The sequence below is a fragment of the Pseudomonas sp. VS40 genome, assembly GCF_018587885.1.
GTDB classification, from domain to species: Bacteria; Pseudomonadota; Gammaproteobacteria; order Pseudomonadales; family Pseudomonadaceae; genus Aquipseudomonas; species Aquipseudomonas pergaminensis.
This window is the reverse complement of record NZ_JAGYWD010000008.1, coordinates 291,857-309,972: the sequence shown is the minus strand read 5'-3', so window position 1 is coordinate 309,972 and position 18,116 is coordinate 291,857. Positions and strand designations below refer to the sequence as shown.

Sequence of the window (18,116 nt, the reverse complement as noted above, 5' to 3'; positions counted from 1 at the left end):
AATGTGTGAACACAGTCCAGTGTGGGAGCTGGCTTGCCTGCGATAGCGGTTTACCGGTTAAAGCGCTCAACCAGTGAGTACTGGGTATTCGCCGTATGCGTCAGCTCTTCACTCAGTTGCGCCGAATGCAACGCCTGGTCTGACGTCTGGTTCGCCAACAGCGCAATGAAGGTCGCCAGGTTTCTCTGCGGCTGTTAGGGCCTTATAGCAGGCTCGCCAGCTCCCACATTTGAATGTATTCACCCATCAAAATGTGTGAACACAGTCCAGTGTGGGAGCTGGCTTGCCTGCGATAGCGGTTTACCGGTTAAAGCGCTCAACCAGTGAGTACTGGGTATTCGCCGTATGCGTCAGCTCTTCACTCAGTTGCGCCGAATTCAACGCCTGCTCTGACGTCTGGTCTGCCAGCAGCGCAATGGTGCTGATGTTGCGGCTGATCTCTTCGGCCACTGAGCTTTGCTCTTCAGTGGCAGCGGCGATCTGCGTGGTCATGTCGGTGATATGTGCCACCGCTTCACTGATGCCCACCAACGCCTGGTCCGCCTCCATCACCCGCGCCACGCCTTCTTCGGCCTGGCGGTGCCCGGCGTCCATGGTTTGCACGGCGGCGGCGGCAGTCTGTTGCAACTTGGCGATCAGGGCATGGATCTGCCCGGTCGATTCGGCAGTGCGCTGCGCCAGTTGACGGACTTCGTCAGCGACGACCGCAAAACCACGGCCCATCTCACCGGCACGCGCCGCTTCGATGGCCGCGTTGAGCGCCAACAGGTTGGTCTGGTCGGCAATGCCTTTGATCACATCGACCACACCGCCGATTTCATCGCTGTCCTTGGCCAGTTGGGTGACGGTCACGCCGGTCTCGCCGACGGCCATTGACAGGCGCTGGATCGCTTCGCGGGTTTCCCCGGCGATATCGCGGCCGCGACCGGTCAGGCGGTTGGCTTCCTGGGTGGCATCGGCGGTGCGTTGCACGTGGCTGGCGACTTCCTGGGTGGTAGCTGCCATCTGGTTGACCGCCGTGGCCACCTGTTCGGTTTCCACACGCTGGCGTTCCAGGCCACTGGAGCTGTTATGCGCCAGGGTGTTGGACTGCGCCGCCTGGTCGTTGAGGTGTTCGGCAGTGTCCTGCAAGCGCGTAAGGCACGTCTTCAGGCGTGCTTCCTGGCTGAGGATCGACATCTCCAAACGCGCCTGGGCGCCACGGCTGTCGGTGTACATTTGTGCGATCAGCGGGTCGGACGTGGTCTGCTCCGCCAGGCGCAGCAGGCGCTTGAGGCCGCGCTGCTGCCAACTCAGGCCCAGCAGGCCCAACGGCACCGACAGCCCCGCCGCCAGGGCGAAGCCCCAGTGGGAATTGAGCGATGCGCCGATCATGAAGCTCAACTGGCTCACTAGGATAAATGGCAGCCAGTCCTGCAACACCGGCAGCCACTTGTCCCGCTGCGGGATCGCCGACTTGCCCTGGTTGATGCGCTGATAGAGTGCTTCGGCCCGGCGAATCTGCTCGGCGGTGGGCTTGATGCGCACCGATTCGTAGCCGACCACCTGGTTGCCTTCAAAAACCGGCGTCACGTAGGCGTTAACCCAGTAGTGGTCGCCGGTCTTGCAGCGGTTCTTGACAATGCCCATCCATGGCAAGCCTTGTTTGAGCGTGGACCACATGTGCGCGAACACCGCCGCCGGAACATCCGGGTGACGCACCAGGTTGTGCGGCGCACGCACCAGTTCGTCGCGGGAGAACCCACTGATCTCGACGAAGGCGTCGTTGCAGTAGGTGATCACGCCTTTGGCATCTGTGGTGGAGATCAACCGTTGCTGAGCGGGGAAGGTACGTTCGCGCTGGGTAACGGGTTGGTTATTACGCATGATTGTTCAATCCGCAAGGCTTTCAAGGGGTATCGGCACGAACGGCGGTTTATTTAACTTATTTTTGCAACAATCAACCGGCCAGCATCGGGTAGGTAAACAACCCGAAGTGAAGCAGATTCAAACCAAAGTGCGTGGCCACTGCCGCACCCAAGCCACCAAAGCGATACGCCAAGCCATACCCCACCCCGGCGATGCTCGCCAGCAGCACCCAGTGCCAGCCCGCGCTGATATGCACCAGGCCGAACAGCAGCGAGGCTAGCAGCAACGCAAGGTTGTCGCCGTAAGGCAGGTGTTTGAAGCGCTGGCTCAAGCCGCCCTGGACGTAGCCACGGAACAGGGCTTCTTCGACCAGCGTCACCAACAGCAGGTTATTGAGTACCCACAGCCAGGCCTGTTCTGGCCATTTCGGCGCCCAGGTGATCATGCCCAGCAAGGCTGCACCGCCCAGGGCGGCGATGGCGGTGAGGGTCAGGGCCAGGGCGGCCACGCAGATCGCCAGGCGCAGGCTGCGCCGCGCCACGATCCACGGGCAGGCCAGCAACAGCCAGAAGCCAATCAGCGGCTTGTCCTGGTTCAGGTACATCGAGAAAGGCACGGCATCTTCGGTGAAACGCTGCGGGGCAATGCCGCGCCCATTGTAGAAACCCGGCAGCCAATGCATCGCCAGGCTCAAGGCCAGCACAATGAACAAACCGTGCCCGACGTAACGCGCCCAAGGCGTGCGTTGCTGGCGCACGGCGTACCCGGCCAGCAACAGCAGGGCGACGGACACCCCTGCCAGCGCTCCCAGTTGCCCGTAGATCAGGGCCAGCAGGTAGCCAATGGAGAGAAGCACCAGGTACAGCCAGGGCAATGCGATCATGGGAAATCCTTGGAAAAAACTCGGCGGCATTATAGCGACCCGTCCTGCAGGGCCTGCATGAAAACTCCTCCACCCAGGGTGATTGCAAAACGTGTCAGCGGATGGTTATAGTCCGAGCCTCTTCATTCCTTCACACAAGATCAGCCCATGCCAGCTCTCCAGCGCATAGCGGTAGTCGATTCAGCGGTCAACGCTGTGGTCGTGCCGTGCGCGGACAAGCAGCCTGCGCAGATCAGTCACTACCCCCCACCTGTCAGTAGCACGCCGGTGCATGCAGTCGTATCACCGCCGGGTGTTGGCATTTCGGGCTGATCAGCGAATTGCTGGTTCCCCTCTGCCTGCCCCAAAAAACCTACTGAATTTCAGCAAACGCTGAGTCGGCTTTTTTTGCCTGATTACAGGTGGTAACCATGTCTGTTCTTTCGAAACAATCCGTGGCCGCGGCGGCCTCGACGAGCCTGTTTGTCCTGCTGTGGAGCAGCGGGGCGATCTTCTCCAAATGGGGCCTGGCCCACGCGTCACCCTTCGCCTTTCTGTTGTTGCGCTTTGCCATCGCGCTGGTGGGCCTGGTGGTGCTGGTACCGCTCCTCAAGCTGAAACTGCCGCGTACCGGCCAGCCGATGCTGTACGCAGCAGCCACGGGTTTGGTGTTGTTGGGGGCCTATCAGATTTTTTACTTGCTGGCCCTGGACCTCAAAGTCACCCCTGGCGTAATGGCAACCATCATGGGCGTACAGCCGATCCTCACCGTGGTGCTGATGGAGCGTCAGCGTTCGTTCAGTCGCCTGTTCGGCCTGGGCCTTGGGTTGGCGGGGCTGATCATGGTGGTCTACCAGGGTATCGGTGTGTCCGGTCTGTCCCTGGCGGGCATGCTGTTCGGCCTGCTGGCCCTGGCGAGCATGACCTTTGGCTCGATCATGCAGAAGCGCATCACCGACAATCCTTTGGGCACGCTCCCGGTGCAGTACCTCGCGGGCCTGCTGCTGTGTGCGGTCTTTGTGCCCTTCCAGCCGTTCCACTTTGAACACAGCAGCAGCTTTTACCTGCCGGTGCTGTGGATGGGGCTGGTGGTGTCATTGCTGGCCACGCTGTTGCTGTACCGCCTGATCGCCCGGGGCAACCTGGTGAATGTCACCAGTCTGTTTTACCTGGTGCCGGCGGTGACGGCGGTGATGGATTACCTGATCTTTGGCAACACGCTCGCGATGCTGAGCCTGCTGGGGATGGGGTTGATCATCATTGGCTTGGTGTTCGTCTTCCGCAAAATCTAATACCACCACCCCCTGTAGGAGCCCGGCTTGCCGGCGATAGCGCCCGTAAGAGCGCCGTCGCCGGCAAGCCGGGCTCCTACAGGTTTTTTTTCGGCCGCAACACCAACCACAACGCCCCTGCGATCAACACCCCGCCATACACATGCGCCATCGACAATGGTTCATCCAGCAGCAAAGCGCCCCACAGCACGCCAAACGGCGGAATCATGAAGGTCACGGTCATCGACTTCACCGGCCCAATGGACGTCAGCAACCGGAAGTACAGGATGTAGGCGAACGCCGTGCACACCAGTCCCAACCCCAGCAGCGACAACCACACCTGCCACCCACCCCAACTGGCGGGCGGCTGGCTGATCGCGCTGTAGGCAAAGAACGGCAACAGGAACAGGGTGGCGCCGAGCATGCTGCCCAGGGCCGACAGGCGGCTGTCCAGACCGCCGCGCTGATCCAGCCAGCGCCGCGCCAGGAACCCGGCAAAGCCATAACAGGTGGTCGCCAGCAAGCAGGCCAGCGCGCCCATCAACAACGCCAGGTCAAACACCACCGGGCCCGCGCGGGTGAGCACGCCCACCCCCAGCAGGCCCAGGCATACCCCGGCGACTTTCGACGGCGTCAGGCGCTCACTGAAAAACAGCCCGCCAATCAACACGCCCATCAACGGCGTGGTGGCGTTGAAGATCGCCGAGTAACCCGCCGGCAGCACTTGGGCGGCCACCGAATACATGGTCGCCGGAATTCCGGAGTTGATCACCCCCAGCAGCAACACCGTCTTGAACTTGCCCTGGAAATCCCAGCTCACCCGCATCATCGCCAACATCACCAGCAACCCGGCGGCGGCAATCGATACGCGGAAAAACGCCGTCGGGACCGTGCCGATCTCCGGCGCGATGATGCGCATGAACAGGAAACTCGCGCCCCAAATGGCGGCGAGCCCCAGTAAGTACAAGGTGTCGACAGGTCTCACGGAACACTCCCATAGCAATCAGGCGGCGAGTGTTGCACGGCGCTTTCACTGATTACAGGACAAACCGCGTCACCAGCCCATTCAGGTCCACCGCCAGGCGTGACAGTTCCTGGCTGGCGGCCGAGGTCTGGGTAGCGCCAGCGGCGGTCTGGGTGGACAGATCGCGGATGTTCACCAGGCTGCGGTCCACATCCCGTGCCACCAGCGCCTGTTGCTCGGCGGCGCTGGCGATCACCAGGTTGCGCTGACTGATCTGCGAGATCGCGGCGGTGATTTTCTCCAGCGCGCTGCCGGCGCTGTTGGCCCGTTGCAAGGTCTGGCCGGCGTGCTCGGCGCTGCTGTTCAGGGCTTCGACGGTGTCTTGGGTACCGCGCTGGATACCGGTGATCATCTGCTCGATTTCTTCGGTGGAGTCCTGGGTGCGTTGCGCCAGGGAGCGCACTTCATCGGCCACCACCGCGAAACCACGCCCGGCCTCACCCGCGCGCGCCGCTTCGATGGCGGCGTTGAGCGCCAGCAGGTTGGTCTGCCCAGCGATGCCACGGATCACTTCCAGCACCTTGCTGATATCCTGGGCCTGCACCGCCAGGCCTTCAGCCTTGTTAGAGGCGCCGAGCACTTCGTCCACCAGGTTCTGGATCGAGCTGATGGTTTCGCTGATCTGGTAGTGGCCGTGCTTGCTGTCCTCGTCGGAAGCCTGGGACGCCTCGGCGCTGGACACCGCATTGCCTGCCACTTCGTCCACGGCCGCGCTCATTTCGGTCACGGCAGTGGCGGCCTGTTCGATCTCATCGTTCTGCGCCTGCAAGCCGCGGGTGCTTTGTTCCATTACCGCGCTCATCTCTTCGGCGGCCGACGCCAGCTGTTGCGCTGATTCGCTGATGCCACGGATGGTGCCCTGCAACTGCGTCTGCATAGTGGCCAGGGCGGTGAGCAATTGCGCCGGTTCGTCCTTGCCGCCGACGGTGATCGGCTGGCTCAAGTCGCCACCGGCAATGGTGCGCGCCACCGTCAGTGCCTGGCCGAGCGGGGCGGTGATGCTGCGGGTCAGCAGCCAGGCCAGCAGCAAGGTGGCGATCAGTGCAAACACGATAATCAGGCCCACGATCCACTGGGCACTGGCGTAAGTCTGGGCGGCGGAGTCCACGGCGGTTTCCACGCCGTTCTGGTTGAAGACAATCATGTCCTCCAGGCTCTTGTTGAGGATCACACCCTGTGGCGCGACGCGACTGTTGAGCAGGTCGATGGCGTCTTGTTGTTGATCCTTGTCGACCAAGGCCACGATCTGCCCGACGAGGGTCAGGTAAGTGTTCACATTACCTTCGAGCTGCTTGAGCAGATCGCGCTCCGCATCGCCGCTGAGCAGGGTTTTGTGATGGTCCAGCAGGGTTTGCAGCTCGGCGCGCTGGTGGGTGATCAGGGCTTTGCTGTTGTCGCGAATCCGCGATTCGTCCGTGGTGGCCAGGCGCAACGCTTCCAGGCGGATACTGGCCACATAGGCGGCGCTGTCGTGGATGTTCTCGATGCTTGGCATCCACGATTCTTCGATGACCAGCGCGCTTTGTCGCAGCTTGGCCATCTGGCCCAGGCCAAACAGTCCCACAATCACCAGCAAGCTGGCCAAAACCCCAAAACTCAGACTGGCACGCAGACCGATCCTCATATTCCTCAATGACATCTCAATGCTCCTTGGGCGATTAGAACCTGTTCCCGGATCGGTCTTTTGACCTTGTTAGGCTGGGAGAGGGCGCGCTATATATCAAAGTGCCATTAAGGTGGTAATCAGGGTTTCCCTTAGTTGGATCCAAAGCCCGGCGTGTGTCGTCAGCACCAGCGTGACGCCCGGATTCGCTTGTTAATGCGGCCAGGCCCCGCCCTTACAGGGGTGCAGATAAAACAGCGTAGGACCTAACGGTGCTTTTATTGACCGTATGGTCGAATTAAATAAATTGAAAGTAAATGTACGAAATGAACGAAGTTGTACAAGGCGGCGCAAAAAATGAGCCTTCTCCTGCCTGCGTACACTGGCTAAGCTCAGGGCTTCCAGATACCCGTAGAGGTTTCCCGCATGTCGCAGTCCGCCCTCGCTATCGCCCAGATGATCCTTGATGGCTTCGACGATTACCGTGAGCATTTTCGCCAGATCACCGATGGCGCCCGCGAGCGTTTCGAAAAGGCCCAGTGGCAGCAGGGGCAGGCGGCGTCGGCGGCACGCATCAACCTCTATGAAGAAAAGGTCAGTGAAGTGACCGCGCGCCTGCGTGAGCATTTCGAAGGCGCCACACTGCTTGATATCGACCTGTGGCCCGTGGTGAAAAGCGCTTACATCGGCCTGATCGACCTGCGCTTCGACGATGAACTCTCCGAGACCTGGTACAACTCGATCTTCTGCGGGCTGTTCAGCCACGACCTGATCAGCGACGGCTGCATGTTTATCCACACCACCCGGCCCAGCCTGCGCCGCGCACGGGCTGCGCAGACGCGCACCTACATACCCGCCGGGAAAATCCCGGACATGCTCGTGCAGGTCTTTGCCGACTACCGTTTCAGCGAGCCCTACGCCGACCTGGCCGCCGACCTGCGCCGCCTCGAAACTCAACTGCGCGAAAACCTGCCGGACTGGGTGTGCAAGGACCCGGACCTCAAGGTCGAGCTGTTTTCTTCGGTGCTCTACCGTAATAAAGGCGCGTACCTCGTAGGACGCATTTACACCCGCGACGAACAATGGCCGCTGGTCATCCCGCTGCTGCACCGCGAAGGGCAGGGCATCCAGATCGATGCGCTGATCACCGACGAAGCCGATGTGTCGATCATCTTCTCGTTCACCCGTTCCTACTTCATGGTCGATGTACCGGTGCCGGCGGAGTTCATCGGCTTTCTCAAGCGCATCCTGCCGGGCAAGCACATCGCCGAGTTGTACACCTCCATCGGTTTCTACAAGCACGGCAAGTCGGAGTTCTACCGCGCCCTGATCAACCACCTGGCGACCACCGACGATCAGTTCATCATGGCCCCTGGCGTGCGCGGCATGGTGATGAGCGTGTTCACCCTGCCGGGCTTCAATACGGTGTTCAAGATCATCAAGGACCGGTTTTCACCGTCGAAAAACGTCAACCGCGCCACGGTGATCGAGAAGTACCGCCTGGTCAAAAGCGTCGACCGGGTCGGGCGCATGGCCGACACCCAGGAGTTCGCCGACTTTCGTTTTCCCCTGAGCAAGTTCGAACCGGAGTGCCTGGCTGAGCTGCTGGAAGTGGCCGCCGGCACCGTCGAGGTAGAAGGCGACACAGTGCTGATCCGCCACTGCTGGACCGAACGGCGCATGACCCCGCTCAACCTCTACCTCGACAACGCCAACCCTGCCCAGGTACGCGAGGCCCTGGAAGACTACGGCCTGGCAATCAAGCAACTGGCGGCGGCCAATATCTTCCCTGGCGACATGTTGCTGAAGAACTTCGGCGTCACCCGTCATGGCCGCGTGGTGTTCTACGACTATGACGAAATCTGCTTTCTCACCGAGGCCAACTTCCGCCATATCCCGGCACCGCGTACCCCCGAGGACGAAATGGCCTCCGAGCCCTGGTACTCCATCGGCCCGCTGGATGTATTCCCCGAGGAATTCCCGCCGTTCCTGTTCGCCGACGCCGGCCAGCGCAAGCTGTTCGACGAACTGCATGGCGAGTTATACAACGCCGATTACTGGAAGGGGCTGCAAGACGCGATTCGCGCCGGCAAGGTCATTGATGTGTTCCCGTACCGGCGCAAGGACCGCGATAACGAATGAGGGGGCACGCTTATGGGCGGTTTTCTGCGACAATCCGCCCCCTGCATATATAGACGACCCTTGCGTACCTGATGACTGACCAAGCGCCCACTATCGACCAACTGCTCAAAACCCTCGATCACGCCATGCTCGCCGACCGCCACCGCTTGCGGCGGCAGCTGCTTGAGTTGCGCAAGAAGCCCGACGAGGAAAAGCTGGCGCAGTGGGTGGCGCGCATGCAGGCATCCTGTGCCCAGGTCACGGCGCGGCGTGCCAGCCTGCCGGTGATCCGCTTCGACGACAGCCTGCCGATTGCGGCCAAGCGCGATGAAATCAAAGAGGCACTGAACAAGCACCAGGTGCTGATCATCGCCGGTGAGACCGGCTCGGGTAAAACCACCCAGTTGCCGAAGATCTGCCTGGAAATCGGTCGTGGCCAGTTCGGCCTGATCGGCCATACCCAGCCGCGTCGGATTGCCGCGCGCAGCGTGGCGAGCCGGGTTGCCGAAGAGCTGGCGACGCCGTTGGGCGCGCTGGTCGGCTATCAGGTGCGGTTCGAAGATCAAAGCGATTCCAATACGCTGATCAAGCTGATGACCGACGGCATCCTGCTGGCAGAAACCCAGAACGATCGCTACCTGGAACGCTACGACACGATCATCGTCGACGAAGCCCACGAGCGCAGCCTGAACATCGACTTCCTGCTGGGCTACCTGAAAACCCTGCTGCCGCGTCGCCCGGACCTGAAAGTCATCATCACTTCGGCAACCATCGACCTGGAGCGCTTTTCCAAGCACTTCGACGATGCGCCGATTGTCGAGGTCTCGGGCCGCACCTTCCCGGTGGACACCTGGTACCGCCCGCTGACCCTGGAGCAGGACGAAGAGGGCAACCGCGTCGAGGACGACTTGACGGTCGACCAGGCGATCCTTGCCGCTCTCGATGAAATCGGCGCCTACGAGCGCAGCGAGCGCCGCAGCCCCGGCGATGTGCTGGTGTTCTTGCCGGGCGAGCGCGAGATTCGCGACGCCGCCGACATGCTGCGCAAGGCTCAGCTCAAGCACACCGAAATCCTACCGCTGTACGCGCGCCTGTCGCCGGCCGAACAGCAGCGCATTTTCCAGTCCCACCCGGGCCGGCGCGTGGTGCTGGCGACCAACGTCGCGGAAACCTCGCTGACCGTGCCGGGCATTCGTTATGTGATCGACAGCGGCACCGCGCGCATCAGCCGCTACAGCTACCGCGCCAAAGTGCAGCGCCTACCGATCGAGGCGATTTCCCAGGCCAGCGCCAATCAGCGTAAAGGCCGTTGTGGCCGGGTCGAGCCGGGCATCTGCATCCGCTTGTACAGCGAAGAAGATTTTATCGGCCGTCCGGAATTTACCGACCCGGAGATCCTGCGCACCAACCTCGCCGCCGTGATCCTGCAGATGCTGCACCTGCGCCTTGGCGAGATCACCGATTTCCCGTTTATCGAGCCGCCGGATGGCAAGGCCATCAGCGACGGTTTCAACCTGCTGCAAGAGCTTTCGGCGGTCGACCGCAACAGCCAGCTCACGCCGTTGGGCCGCCAGTTGGCGCGCCTGCCGGTGGACCCGCGCATGGGCCGCATGTTGCTCGAAGCCGCCAAGCTCGGCAGCCTGCAGGAAGTGCTGATCGTTGCCAGCGCCATGTCGATCCAGGACCCGCGCGAGCGTCCGCCGGAACGTCAGCAGGCTGCTGACCAAGCCCACGCACAGTGGAAAGACCCGGATTCGGATTTCGCCGGCCTGGTCAATCTGTGGCGCGGTTTCGAAGAGCAGCGCCAGGAACTGACGGCCAGCCCGTTGCGCAACTGGTGTCGCAAGAACTTCCTCAACTACCTGCGCCTGCGCGAGTGGCGTGATTCCCATCGCCAGTTGAGCCTGATCTGCCGCGACATGCAGTTGACGGTCAACAAAGAGCCGGCGGACTTTCCGAAACTGCACAAGGCGGTGTTGTCCGGCCTGCTCAGCCAGATCGGCCAGAAGACCGAAGACGGCGATTACCTCGGCGCACGCCAGCGGCGGTTCTGGATCCACCCGTCCTCGGGCATCGGCAAGAAGCGCCCGCAATGGCTGATGACCGCCGAACTGGTGGAAACCACCAAGCTCTACGCGCGCATGGTCGCCAAGATCGATGCCGATTGGATCGAACCGCTGGCCGGGCACCTGATCAAGAAAAACCACTTCGAACCGCACTGGGAGAAGAAGCGCGGCCAGGTCGTGGCCTTTGAACAGATCACCCTGTTCGGGCTGATTGTGGTCGGACGCCGGCCAGTGCATTACGGGCCGATTGACCCGGCGGTGTCGCGCGAGCTGTTTATCCGCGAAGGCCTGGTGCGTGGCGAGATCCAGTCGCGGGCCAAGTGCCTCACGGCCAACCAGCAGTTGCTGGAGCAGCTCGACGAACTGGAAGCCAAGGCGCGCCGTCGCGACATCCTGGCCGATGAAGAAACCCTGTTCGCCTTCTACGACGCGCGCTTGCCGGCGGAGATCCACCAGACTGCGACCTTCGACAGCTGGTACAAGGTCAACAGCCAGAAAGACCCGCAACTGCTGATCATGCGCGAGGAAGACGTGCTGGCCCGCGAGGCCAGTGAAGTCACCGCCGCGCATTACCCGGACACCCTGCACCTGGGCGACCTGGAACTGGCCTTGAGTTACCACTTCGAACCCAACCACCCGCGTGACGGCGTGACCCTGCGCGTGCCGGCTCCCTTGCTGCCGGCCTTGCCGCCGGAGCGCCTGGAGTGGCTGGTGCCGGGGGTGATCGAAGCCAAGTGCATCGCCCTGGTGCGCAACCTGCCCAAGGCGCTGCGCAAGAATTTTGTGCCGGTGCCGGACTTCGTCAAAGCCGCGCTGCAACGCATCGAATTCGGCCAGGGCTCGCTGCCCCAGGCGCTGGGCCGCGAATTGCTGCGCATGACCGGGGCACGGGTCAGCGATGAAGCCTGGGCCGAAGCCGCGCAGCAGGTCGAAAGCCACCTGAAGATGAACCTGGAAGTCGTCGACGGCCAGGGCAAGTTCCTTGGCGAAGGCCGCGACCTGGCCGAACTGACGGCGCGGTTTGCCGAGGCCAGCCAGGCCGCGTTGGCGGTGCCGCAGACGGCGAAAAGCCAGCAGCCGGTGGAAGCCAAGGTGTTTGCGGCAGTGGCGGAAAAGACTCAGCAGAAGATTGCCGGGCTGTCGATGACGGTGTATCCGGCGCTGGTGGAAGACAACGGCACGGTCAAGGAAGGGCGCTTCTCCACCGCCGCCGAGGCGGAATTCCAGCATCGCCGCGCGTTGCAGCGCCTGCTGATGCAGCAACTGGCGGAACCGGCGAAATTCCTGCGCGGCAAGTTGCCGGGCCTGACCGAATTGGGCCTGATGTACCGCGAACTGGGGCGCATCGATGCGCTGGTGGAAGACATCCTGCTGGCCAGCCTCGACACCTGTGTGCTCGAAGGTGAAGCCAACCTGCCGCGTGACGGCGCGGGGTTGGCCGCCTTGGCCGAGCGCAAGCGCGGCAGTTGGACCGAACACGCCGAGCGCCTGGCGCGCTTGACCCTGGAGGTACTGAAACTCTGGCACGGTCTGCAAAAGCGCTTCAAAGGCAAGATCGACCTGGCCCAGGCTGTGGCCTTGAACGACATCAAGCAGCAGGTGAGCAACCTGGTGTACCCAGGGTTTGTGCGCGAAACTCCGTCGCAATGGTTCAAGGAGTTGCCGCGTTACCTCAAGGCCATCGAGTTGCGCCTGGAGAAACTGCCCAGCCAAGTGCAAAAAGATCGGGTGTGGAGCGGCGAGCTGGCAGGCTTGTGGACGCAGTACGAGAATCGCCTGAAGAAACATGCCCAGGAAGGCAAGCGCGACCCCCAGCTAGAACTTTACCGTTGGTGGTTGGAGGAATATCGGGTGTCGTTGTTTGCCCAGCAACTGGGCACTAAAGTGCCGATTTCCGACAAACGCTTGAGCAAGCAATGGACCCTGGTCGAAGCCTGACCTCCCCGTAGATCCTATGTGGTGAGCGAGCTTGCTCGCGCTGGGCTGCGCAGCGGCCCTAATCCAGACGCTGAGGTGTTTCAGTAGACTCTCGGTTGCAGGGGAGAGAGGCCGCTTTGCGCCCCAGTGCGAGCAAGCTCGCTCACCACAAAGTGGGGCGTACACCTGCGACATGGGTGTTTAGCTGGCATATGGCGCCAAATCTTGGGGTTTGTGGCAAACTTCGCGGTTATAAATGCCGGGATCGTCGTGAAGGGCTGCGACGCGATGGAATAAAGCGATGCCAGTTTGGTGTCCGCGGTGCGGAATCGGACTACTTATAGTTTGGTACGACGGTACCAATATCTTCTGCCTGACAGATTTAGAGGAACGACCGTGCATAACGTCGTCATCAGCGGCACTGGCCTGTACACCCCGGCCAACAGCATCTCCAACGAAGAGCTGGTGCAGTCTTTCAATGCTTACGTGCATCAGTTCAACACCGATAACGCCGCCGCCATCGAGCGCGGTGACGTGCAGGCGCTGACCGAATCCAGCGCCGCCTTCATCGAAAAAGCCTCGGGCATCAAGAGCCGCTTCGTGATGGACAAAGACGGCATTCTCGACCCGCAGCGCATGGCCCCGCGCCTGCCCGAGCGCAGCAACGACGAGTGGTCGGTGCTCTGTCAGATGGCCGTCGGCGCCGCCGAACAAGCCTTGCAACGCGCTGGCAAGACCGCCGCCGACATCGACGGTGTGATCGTCGCCTGCTCCAACTTGCAGCGCGCCTACCCGGCCATCGCCATTGAGGTCCAGGAAGCCCTGGGCATCGAAGGGTTCGGTTTTGACATGAACGTGGCGTGCTCGTCGGCCACCTTCGGCATCCAGAACGCCGCCAACAGCATCCAGCTGGGCCAGGCGCGTGCGATTTTGATGGTCAACCCGGAAGTCTGCACCGGTCACCTGAACTTCCGCGACCGCGACAGCCACTTCATCTTTGGTGATGCGGCCACCGCCGTGGTTCTCGAGCGCGCCGACCTGGCGACGTCCGAGCATCAATTCGACGTGGTGAGCACCAAGCTGCTGACCAAGTTCTCCAATAACATCCGCAACAACTTTGGCTTTCTCAACCGCACCGCGGAAGAGGGCATCGGCGCGCCGGACAAACTGTTCGTACAGGAAGGCCGCAAAGTGTTCCGCGACGTATGCCCGATGGTGGCCGAGCTGATCGGCGTGCACCTGGAAGAGAACCAGTTGAACGTGGCCGATGTGAAGCGCTTCTGGCTGCACCAGGCCAACCTGAGCATGAACCACCTGATCGTGAAGAAACTGCTGGGCCGCGAAGCGTCGGTGGAAGAAGCGCCGGTGATCCTCGACACCTACGCCAATACCAGCTCGGCGGGTTCGGTGATTGCATTCCACACCTACCAGGATGACTTGCCCAAAGGCTCCGTGGCGGTACTCAGTTCGTTTGGTGCGGGCTACTCGATCGGCAGCGTGATTCTGCGCAAACGCTGATCTAACGGGTTAACACCGTCAAGTGTGGGAGCCGGGCTTGCCCGCGATGCAGGCACCTCGGTCTTTCAGTCAGGCCAAGGTGGTGCCCTCGCAGGCAAGCCGGCTCCCACATCGATTGCATTCCCAAAGTGGGATTGAGGTAGACATGGCAGCAGCGGACGACGCGCACCTGCTAGAACGCCTGCTCAAGGGTGAGCAGCGGGCCTACAAGGAATTGGTCACCACCTACCAAAGCGCCATGCGGGCGGTGGCCTATGCCATTGTCGGCCAGCGCCATGCCGACGAAGTCGTGCAGGACGCCTGGCTGTCGGTGGTGCGCAACCTGGCCAGGTTCGAAGGCCGTTCCAGCCTCAAGACCTGGCTGCTCACCATTACCGCCAACGCCGCCAAGGGGCGCTACAAGCAGAATCGTCGCGAAGTATTGCTTGATGATTTGCCTTCGCCCCACGGCACGATTGGCGATGACCGTTTCAGCCCTGACGATGGCCACTGGGCCGTCGCCCCTTATGCCTGGCACCAGGACACCCCGGAAGCCCTGCTGACCGAGGATGAACTGCGCAAATGCCTGGAGCACACGCTGCTGAGTCTGTCGGAGTTGCAAAGCAGCGTGCTGGTGCTGCGTGAACGCCAGGGCCTGGAGTTGGAGGAGATCTGTAATCTTCTGACGCTGTCGCTCTCCAATGTCCGTGTGCTGTTGCATCGGGCACGGCTTAAAGTCTTCGCCACGGTGGAGCATTTTGAGGAAACGGGCGAATGTTGACCTGTAAAGAACAAGTGGCACGTTCCAGTGACTATCTCGATGGGCAATTGACCTTTCGCGAGCGTCTGTTGGTGCGTCATCACTTGATGTTCTGCCCGAACTGTCGCCGGTTTATCCGCCAGATGCGCCTGATGCAGGCGACCCTGAAGATCATGCCGGAGGAGCCGGTTGAGGGCGTGGATGCCTTGGCACAGCGGCTGGCTGCCGAGCGGCTCAAGGATCAGAAAGGCGGGGACTAAGCAGGCTCGCGTGAGTGGACCGGACGGATGATGGGGACCGCTGCACCCACGCAAGACTGTTACAGCCACCCCGGGCCGTCCTGGCCCGAGGCTTTCAACACTGACTATTAGAACTTGGCTTCTGCGTCCAGCTGCAGGGTATTGGCGTTGGCATCGCGATAACCGGTGGCGCTGGCGTAGTCGGCTTTGGTCAGGAAGTACGTGGCGCCAATGGCAAAGTTCTTGTCGATGTCGTAACCGACTTTGAACTTGTGACCCCGAGCGCCGGTAAAGCCGCCGGCGAAGTCCGAGTCGGTGAAGGCACCCACCACCGCGTAACGTTGCACGTCGCGGTAGTTGTAGTCCAGGTTCAGGCCGAAGACCTTGGACTTGGCACCGAGCAGCCAGGCAGTGTCCTTGTCCTTATCGGTGGCTTTGGTGTTTTGCACGTACTGACCGTAGAACGACAACGGTACTGCCAGCCCGCCGATGTCGACCTGACTGAAGCCTTCATACAGGCGGTACTCGCTGGCGTTGCCGGCCGTGGTGTTGGCCACGGTTTCGCCTGGGGTCAGGCAGCCGGGGGTGGTGCCGGTTGCTGTCGGGCAACGGCTGTCTTCATCGTTCTGGAACGCGTAGACGCTGCCGCCCAGGGTCAGTTTCAGATTGTCGGTCAGCGAGAAACGAGACCCCAACTGGCCGGCGGTCATGCGCAGGTCATTGCGAAATTGCACGCCGTCGCCGTTGACGTTGTCCTTGAGGTTGTAGTTACCCAAGCTGCCGAACAGCTCGGCGCTGCTGCCCAGTGGGTACTTGTAGGTCAGTGCCAGGCCTTCCGGGTTGATATCGCTGTCCCAGATCACGTCGCCCATGCTGACCCACGGTTGCAGCATCTTGCCGCCGATCACGTGCAGGTTCTTGATTTGGGTCGGGTGGTAGTCGATGTAGCCCAGGTCCAGCCAGATCGACTTCTTGTTGAAGTAGCCATCCAGGTCCTGGTTGGTGGAGCGCGCGTCGTCGCTGCTGCCGGTGGCGACACGAATGCCGGTGTCGACCTGCGAGTTGATTTCGGTGTAGGCGCCCAGGCGAGCACGGATACGCTCACGGTCCTTGTCCTTGCCGCCGTTGTTCGGGGTGCCATCGATCTTGATGGTTTCGTGGCGGAAGCGCACATCGCCCTTGAGTTGAGTCTTGGCGGCCCAGGCCAGCTTCTGGTCGAAGCTGCTCAGCTCATTGGTTTTCTTCGCGGTGGCCGCGATCTGTTCGTTGGTCTCTTGTTGAGCTTGCCGTGCGATCTGCTGTTCTTTCTGGTCTTTGGCCAATTCGCTTTGCAGTTCAGTGTACTGCGCCGCGGTGATCTGGCCGTTGGCCTTGAGCATGTCGAGCAATTTAGCGTCGACTGCAGCGCTGGCCGGAACGCTCAGGGCCAGTAACAGGCCGCCGCACAGGACCGCCGCAGTTTTAGTGGAAGCAAGACGCATATCAATCTCCGAAAGTGAGGAGGGATGGCAAACCATCCAGGACACAACCGACCGATGACGGACGGAAAAATAACCACCTGCTAGAACCAGGCGCTCTAAAAACAGGCGTCAGTATCACGATCGTTTATGACGGCGCAGTGGCTAAGTGATGTCATCTAGATGACAAATTATTTATGTTCGGAACTATTGGTTTAGAGCCTTGTCGCGCGATTCGGGGGTGTGCGAAGCCTGGCGATCAGCGATACTCGCCAGGCTTTCACGCCCTGAAGTAGTGAGGATGCCGATGCCGCTGCAACGCCTGGACAGCCTGTCCGAGATCGCCCCGCAAGCCTGGGATTCACTGGTGCCACAGGCCCAGCCGTTTGTGCGCCATGCGTTCCTGAGCGCATTGGAAGACAGCGCCAGCCTGGGCCCGCAATCGGGCTGGCAACCGGAGCATTTATTGCACTGGAAGGGTGATCGGCTGGTGGCGGCCTTGCCCAGTTATCGCAAGTGGCATTCCTACGGCGAGTACGTGTTCGATCACGGCTGGGCCGATGCCTGTGAGCGGGCCGGTATCGACTATTACCCCAAGCTGCTGACGGCGGTGCCCTTCAGCCCTGTCAGTGGGCCGCGCCTGTTGGCCGCCAGTGCCGATGAGGGCTTGGAGCTGCTCAAGAGCCTGCCGGGTTACCTGGAAATCGAAGGGCTTTCCAGCGCCCATATCAACTTCACCGATGACCTGGCCGATGCTGCATTGGCCCAGCAACCGGGCTGGTTGCAGCGCCTGGGTTGTCAGTTTCACTGGCAGAACCGTGGTTACCGCGACTTCCAGGACTTCCTTGATGCATTGAGTTCACGCAAGCGCAAGCAGATGCGCAAAGAGCGTGAACAAGTGGCGGGGCAGGGCATCGATTTCGAGTGGCTGCAAGGCCATGAATTGAGCGAAGCCCAGTGGGATTTTGTCTACGCCTGCTACGCCAACACCTACGCCGTGCGCCGCCAGTCGCCCTACCTGACCCGCGCGTTTTTCAGCCTGCTGGCCGAGCGCATGCCCGAAGCGATCCGCGTGGTGCTGGCCAAACAAGGCCCACGCCCGGTGGCCATGGCCTTCAGCCTGATCGGCGGCGACAGCTTCTACGGCCGCTACTGGGGCTGCCTGGCAGAGTTCGATCGCCTGCACTTCGAAACCTGCTTCTACCAGGGCATGGACTACGCCATCGCCCACGGCCTGCAACGCTTCGACGCGGGGGCACAGGGCGAGCACAAATTGATTCGCGGGTTTGAACCGGTGATCACGCGGTCCTGGCACTACTTGCGCCATCCGGGATTGAAGAACGCCGTGGAAGATTTCCTCGAGCGCGAGCGGGTGGGGATCGTGGCGTATGCCGAGGAGGCGAGGGCAGCCCTGCCTTATCGGCAGGGCTGAGACCGCTGGTCTGGTAGCG

12 protein-coding genes and 1 pseudogene are annotated in these 18,116 nt (G+C 61.5%); 7 read left to right on the top strand and 6 right to left on the bottom strand.

Features of this window, described 5'->3' with window-relative positions; all coding sequences use genetic code 11:
- Nucleotides 1-50: 50 nt before the first annotated feature.
- The 3 genes and pseudogenes from KHP07_RS29985 to KHP07_RS23690 form a co-directional block, all read right to left on the bottom strand.
- Nucleotides 51-185 (bottom strand): annotated as a pseudogene (locus KHP07_RS29985) (methyl-accepting chemotaxis protein); the annotation flags it as partial.
- A gap of 115 nt (nt 186-300) precedes the next feature.
- Nucleotides 301-1,866: a methyl-accepting chemotaxis protein gene (locus tag KHP07_RS23695; RefSeq protein ID WP_078049705.1), complete on the bottom strand. Its 1,566-nt coding sequence runs from the start codon at nt 1,864-1,866 to the stop codon at nt 301-303.
- Nucleotides 1,867-1,939: 73 nt separating this feature from the next.
- A complete protein-coding gene (locus tag KHP07_RS23690; RefSeq protein ID WP_099493582.1) occupies nt 1,940-2,731 on the bottom strand; it encodes a CPBP family intramembrane glutamic endopeptidase in 792 nt (263 codons plus the stop codon).
- Nucleotides 2,732-3,141: 410 nt separating this feature from the next.
- Between KHP07_RS23690 and KHP07_RS23685 the strand changes: the two genes are divergently transcribed.
- Nucleotides 3,142-4,002 (top strand): DMT family transporter, encoded by an 861-nt coding sequence (locus tag KHP07_RS23685; protein WP_214498124.1) that lies wholly within the window; start codon nt 3,142-3,144, stop codon nt 4,000-4,002.
- 76 nt (nt 4,003-4,078) lie between these two features.
- Here KHP07_RS23685 and KHP07_RS23680 read toward each other — a convergent pair whose 3' ends face one another.
- Both KHP07_RS23680 and KHP07_RS23675 read right to left on the bottom strand, forming a co-directional pair.
- On the bottom strand, nt 4,079-4,966 hold the full coding sequence (locus KHP07_RS23680; protein WP_214498123.1) for a DMT family transporter: 888 nt from the start codon (nt 4,964-4,966) through the stop codon (nt 4,079-4,081).
- A 52-nt stretch (nt 4,967-5,018) separates the two neighbouring features.
- Nucleotides 5,019-6,629: a methyl-accepting chemotaxis protein gene (locus tag KHP07_RS23675; protein ID WP_502937543.1), complete on the bottom strand. Its 1,611-nt coding sequence runs from the start codon at nt 6,627-6,629 to the stop codon at nt 5,019-5,021.
- A 405-nt stretch (nt 6,630-7,034) separates the two neighbouring features.
- Here KHP07_RS23675 and aceK point away from each other — a divergent pair, with 405 nt between their 5' ends.
- The 5 genes from aceK (at nt 7,035) to KHP07_RS23650 (ending at nt 15,229) form a co-directional block, all read left to right on the top strand.
- Nucleotides 7,035-8,750, top strand: coding sequence for a bifunctional isocitrate dehydrogenase kinase/phosphatase (gene aceK / locus KHP07_RS23670; protein WP_100492362.1), 1,716 nt, complete (start codon nt 7,035-7,037; stop codon nt 8,748-8,750).
- 71 nt (nt 8,751-8,821) lie between these two features.
- On the top strand, nt 8,822-12,733 hold the full coding sequence (gene hrpA, locus KHP07_RS23665; protein ID WP_214498121.1) for an ATP-dependent RNA helicase HrpA: 3,912 nt from the start codon (nt 8,822-8,824) through the stop codon (nt 12,731-12,733).
- Between the two features lie 375 nt (nt 12,734-13,108).
- Nucleotides 13,109-14,230, top strand: coding sequence for a beta-ketoacyl-ACP synthase III (locus KHP07_RS23660; protein ID WP_078049698.1), 1,122 nt, complete (start codon nt 13,109-13,111; stop codon nt 14,228-14,230).
- Between the two features lie 145 nt (nt 14,231-14,375).
- Nucleotides 14,376-14,990: an RNA polymerase sigma factor gene (locus tag KHP07_RS23655; protein ID WP_078049697.1), complete on the top strand. Its 615-nt coding sequence runs from the start codon at nt 14,376-14,378 to the stop codon at nt 14,988-14,990.
- Nucleotides 14,984-15,229, top strand: coding sequence for an anti-sigma factor family protein (locus tag KHP07_RS23650; RefSeq protein WP_078049696.1), 246 nt, complete (start codon nt 14,984-14,986; stop codon nt 15,227-15,229). The genes KHP07_RS23655 and KHP07_RS23650 overlap by 7 nt, the downstream gene beginning before the upstream one ends.
- A 107-nt stretch (nt 15,230-15,336) precedes the next feature.
- Here KHP07_RS23650 and KHP07_RS23645 read toward each other — a convergent pair whose 3' ends face one another.
- On the bottom strand, nt 15,337-16,689 hold the full coding sequence (locus KHP07_RS23645) for a putative porin (RefSeq protein ID WP_078049695.1): 1,353 nt from the start codon (nt 16,687-16,689) through the stop codon (nt 15,337-15,339).
- A 283-nt stretch (nt 16,690-16,972) separates the two neighbouring features.
- Here KHP07_RS23645 and KHP07_RS23640 point away from each other — a divergent pair, with 283 nt between their 5' ends.
- Nucleotides 16,973-18,097, top strand: a complete 1,125-nt coding sequence (locus KHP07_RS23640; protein WP_214498120.1) for a GNAT family N-acetyltransferase — start codon at nt 16,973-16,975, stop codon at nt 18,095-18,097.
- The last annotated feature ends 19 nt before the right edge of the window (nt 18,098-18,116 follow it).

Bases quoted from the DNA above. Each gene is read 5' to 3' on its own strand.
- KHP07_RS23690 (WP_099493582.1), bottom strand. From the start codon at position 2,731: ATGATCGCATTGCCCTGGCTGTACCTGGTGCTTCTCTCCATTGGCTAC.
- hrpA (WP_214498121.1), top strand. From the start codon at position 8,822: ATGACTGACCAAGCGCCCACTATCGACCAACTGCTCAAAACCCTCGAT.
- KHP07_RS23675 (WP_502937543.1), bottom strand. From the start codon at position 6,629: ATGAGGATCGGTCTGCGTGCCAGTCTGAGTTTTGGGGTTTTGGCCAGC.
- KHP07_RS23695 (WP_078049705.1), bottom strand. From the start codon at position 1,866: ATGCGTAATAACCAACCCGTTACCCAGCGCGAACGTACCTTCCCCGCT.
- KHP07_RS23650 (WP_078049696.1), top strand. From the start codon at position 14,984: ATGTTGACCTGTAAAGAACAAGTGGCACGTTCCAGTGACTATCTCGAT.
- KHP07_RS23685 (WP_214498124.1), top strand. From the start codon at position 3,142: ATGTCTGTTCTTTCGAAACAATCCGTGGCCGCGGCGGCCTCGACGAGC.
- aceK (WP_100492362.1), top strand. From the start codon at position 7,035: ATGTCGCAGTCCGCCCTCGCTATCGCCCAGATGATCCTTGATGGCTTC.
- KHP07_RS23640 (WP_214498120.1), top strand. From the start codon at position 16,973: ATGCCGCTGCAACGCCTGGACAGCCTGTCCGAGATCGCCCCGCAAGCC.
- KHP07_RS23655 (WP_078049697.1), top strand. From the start codon at position 14,376: ATGGCAGCAGCGGACGACGCGCACCTGCTAGAACGCCTGCTCAAGGGT.
- KHP07_RS23645 (WP_078049695.1), bottom strand. From the start codon at position 16,689: ATGCGTCTTGCTTCCACTAAAACTGCGGCGGTCCTGTGCGGCGGCCTG.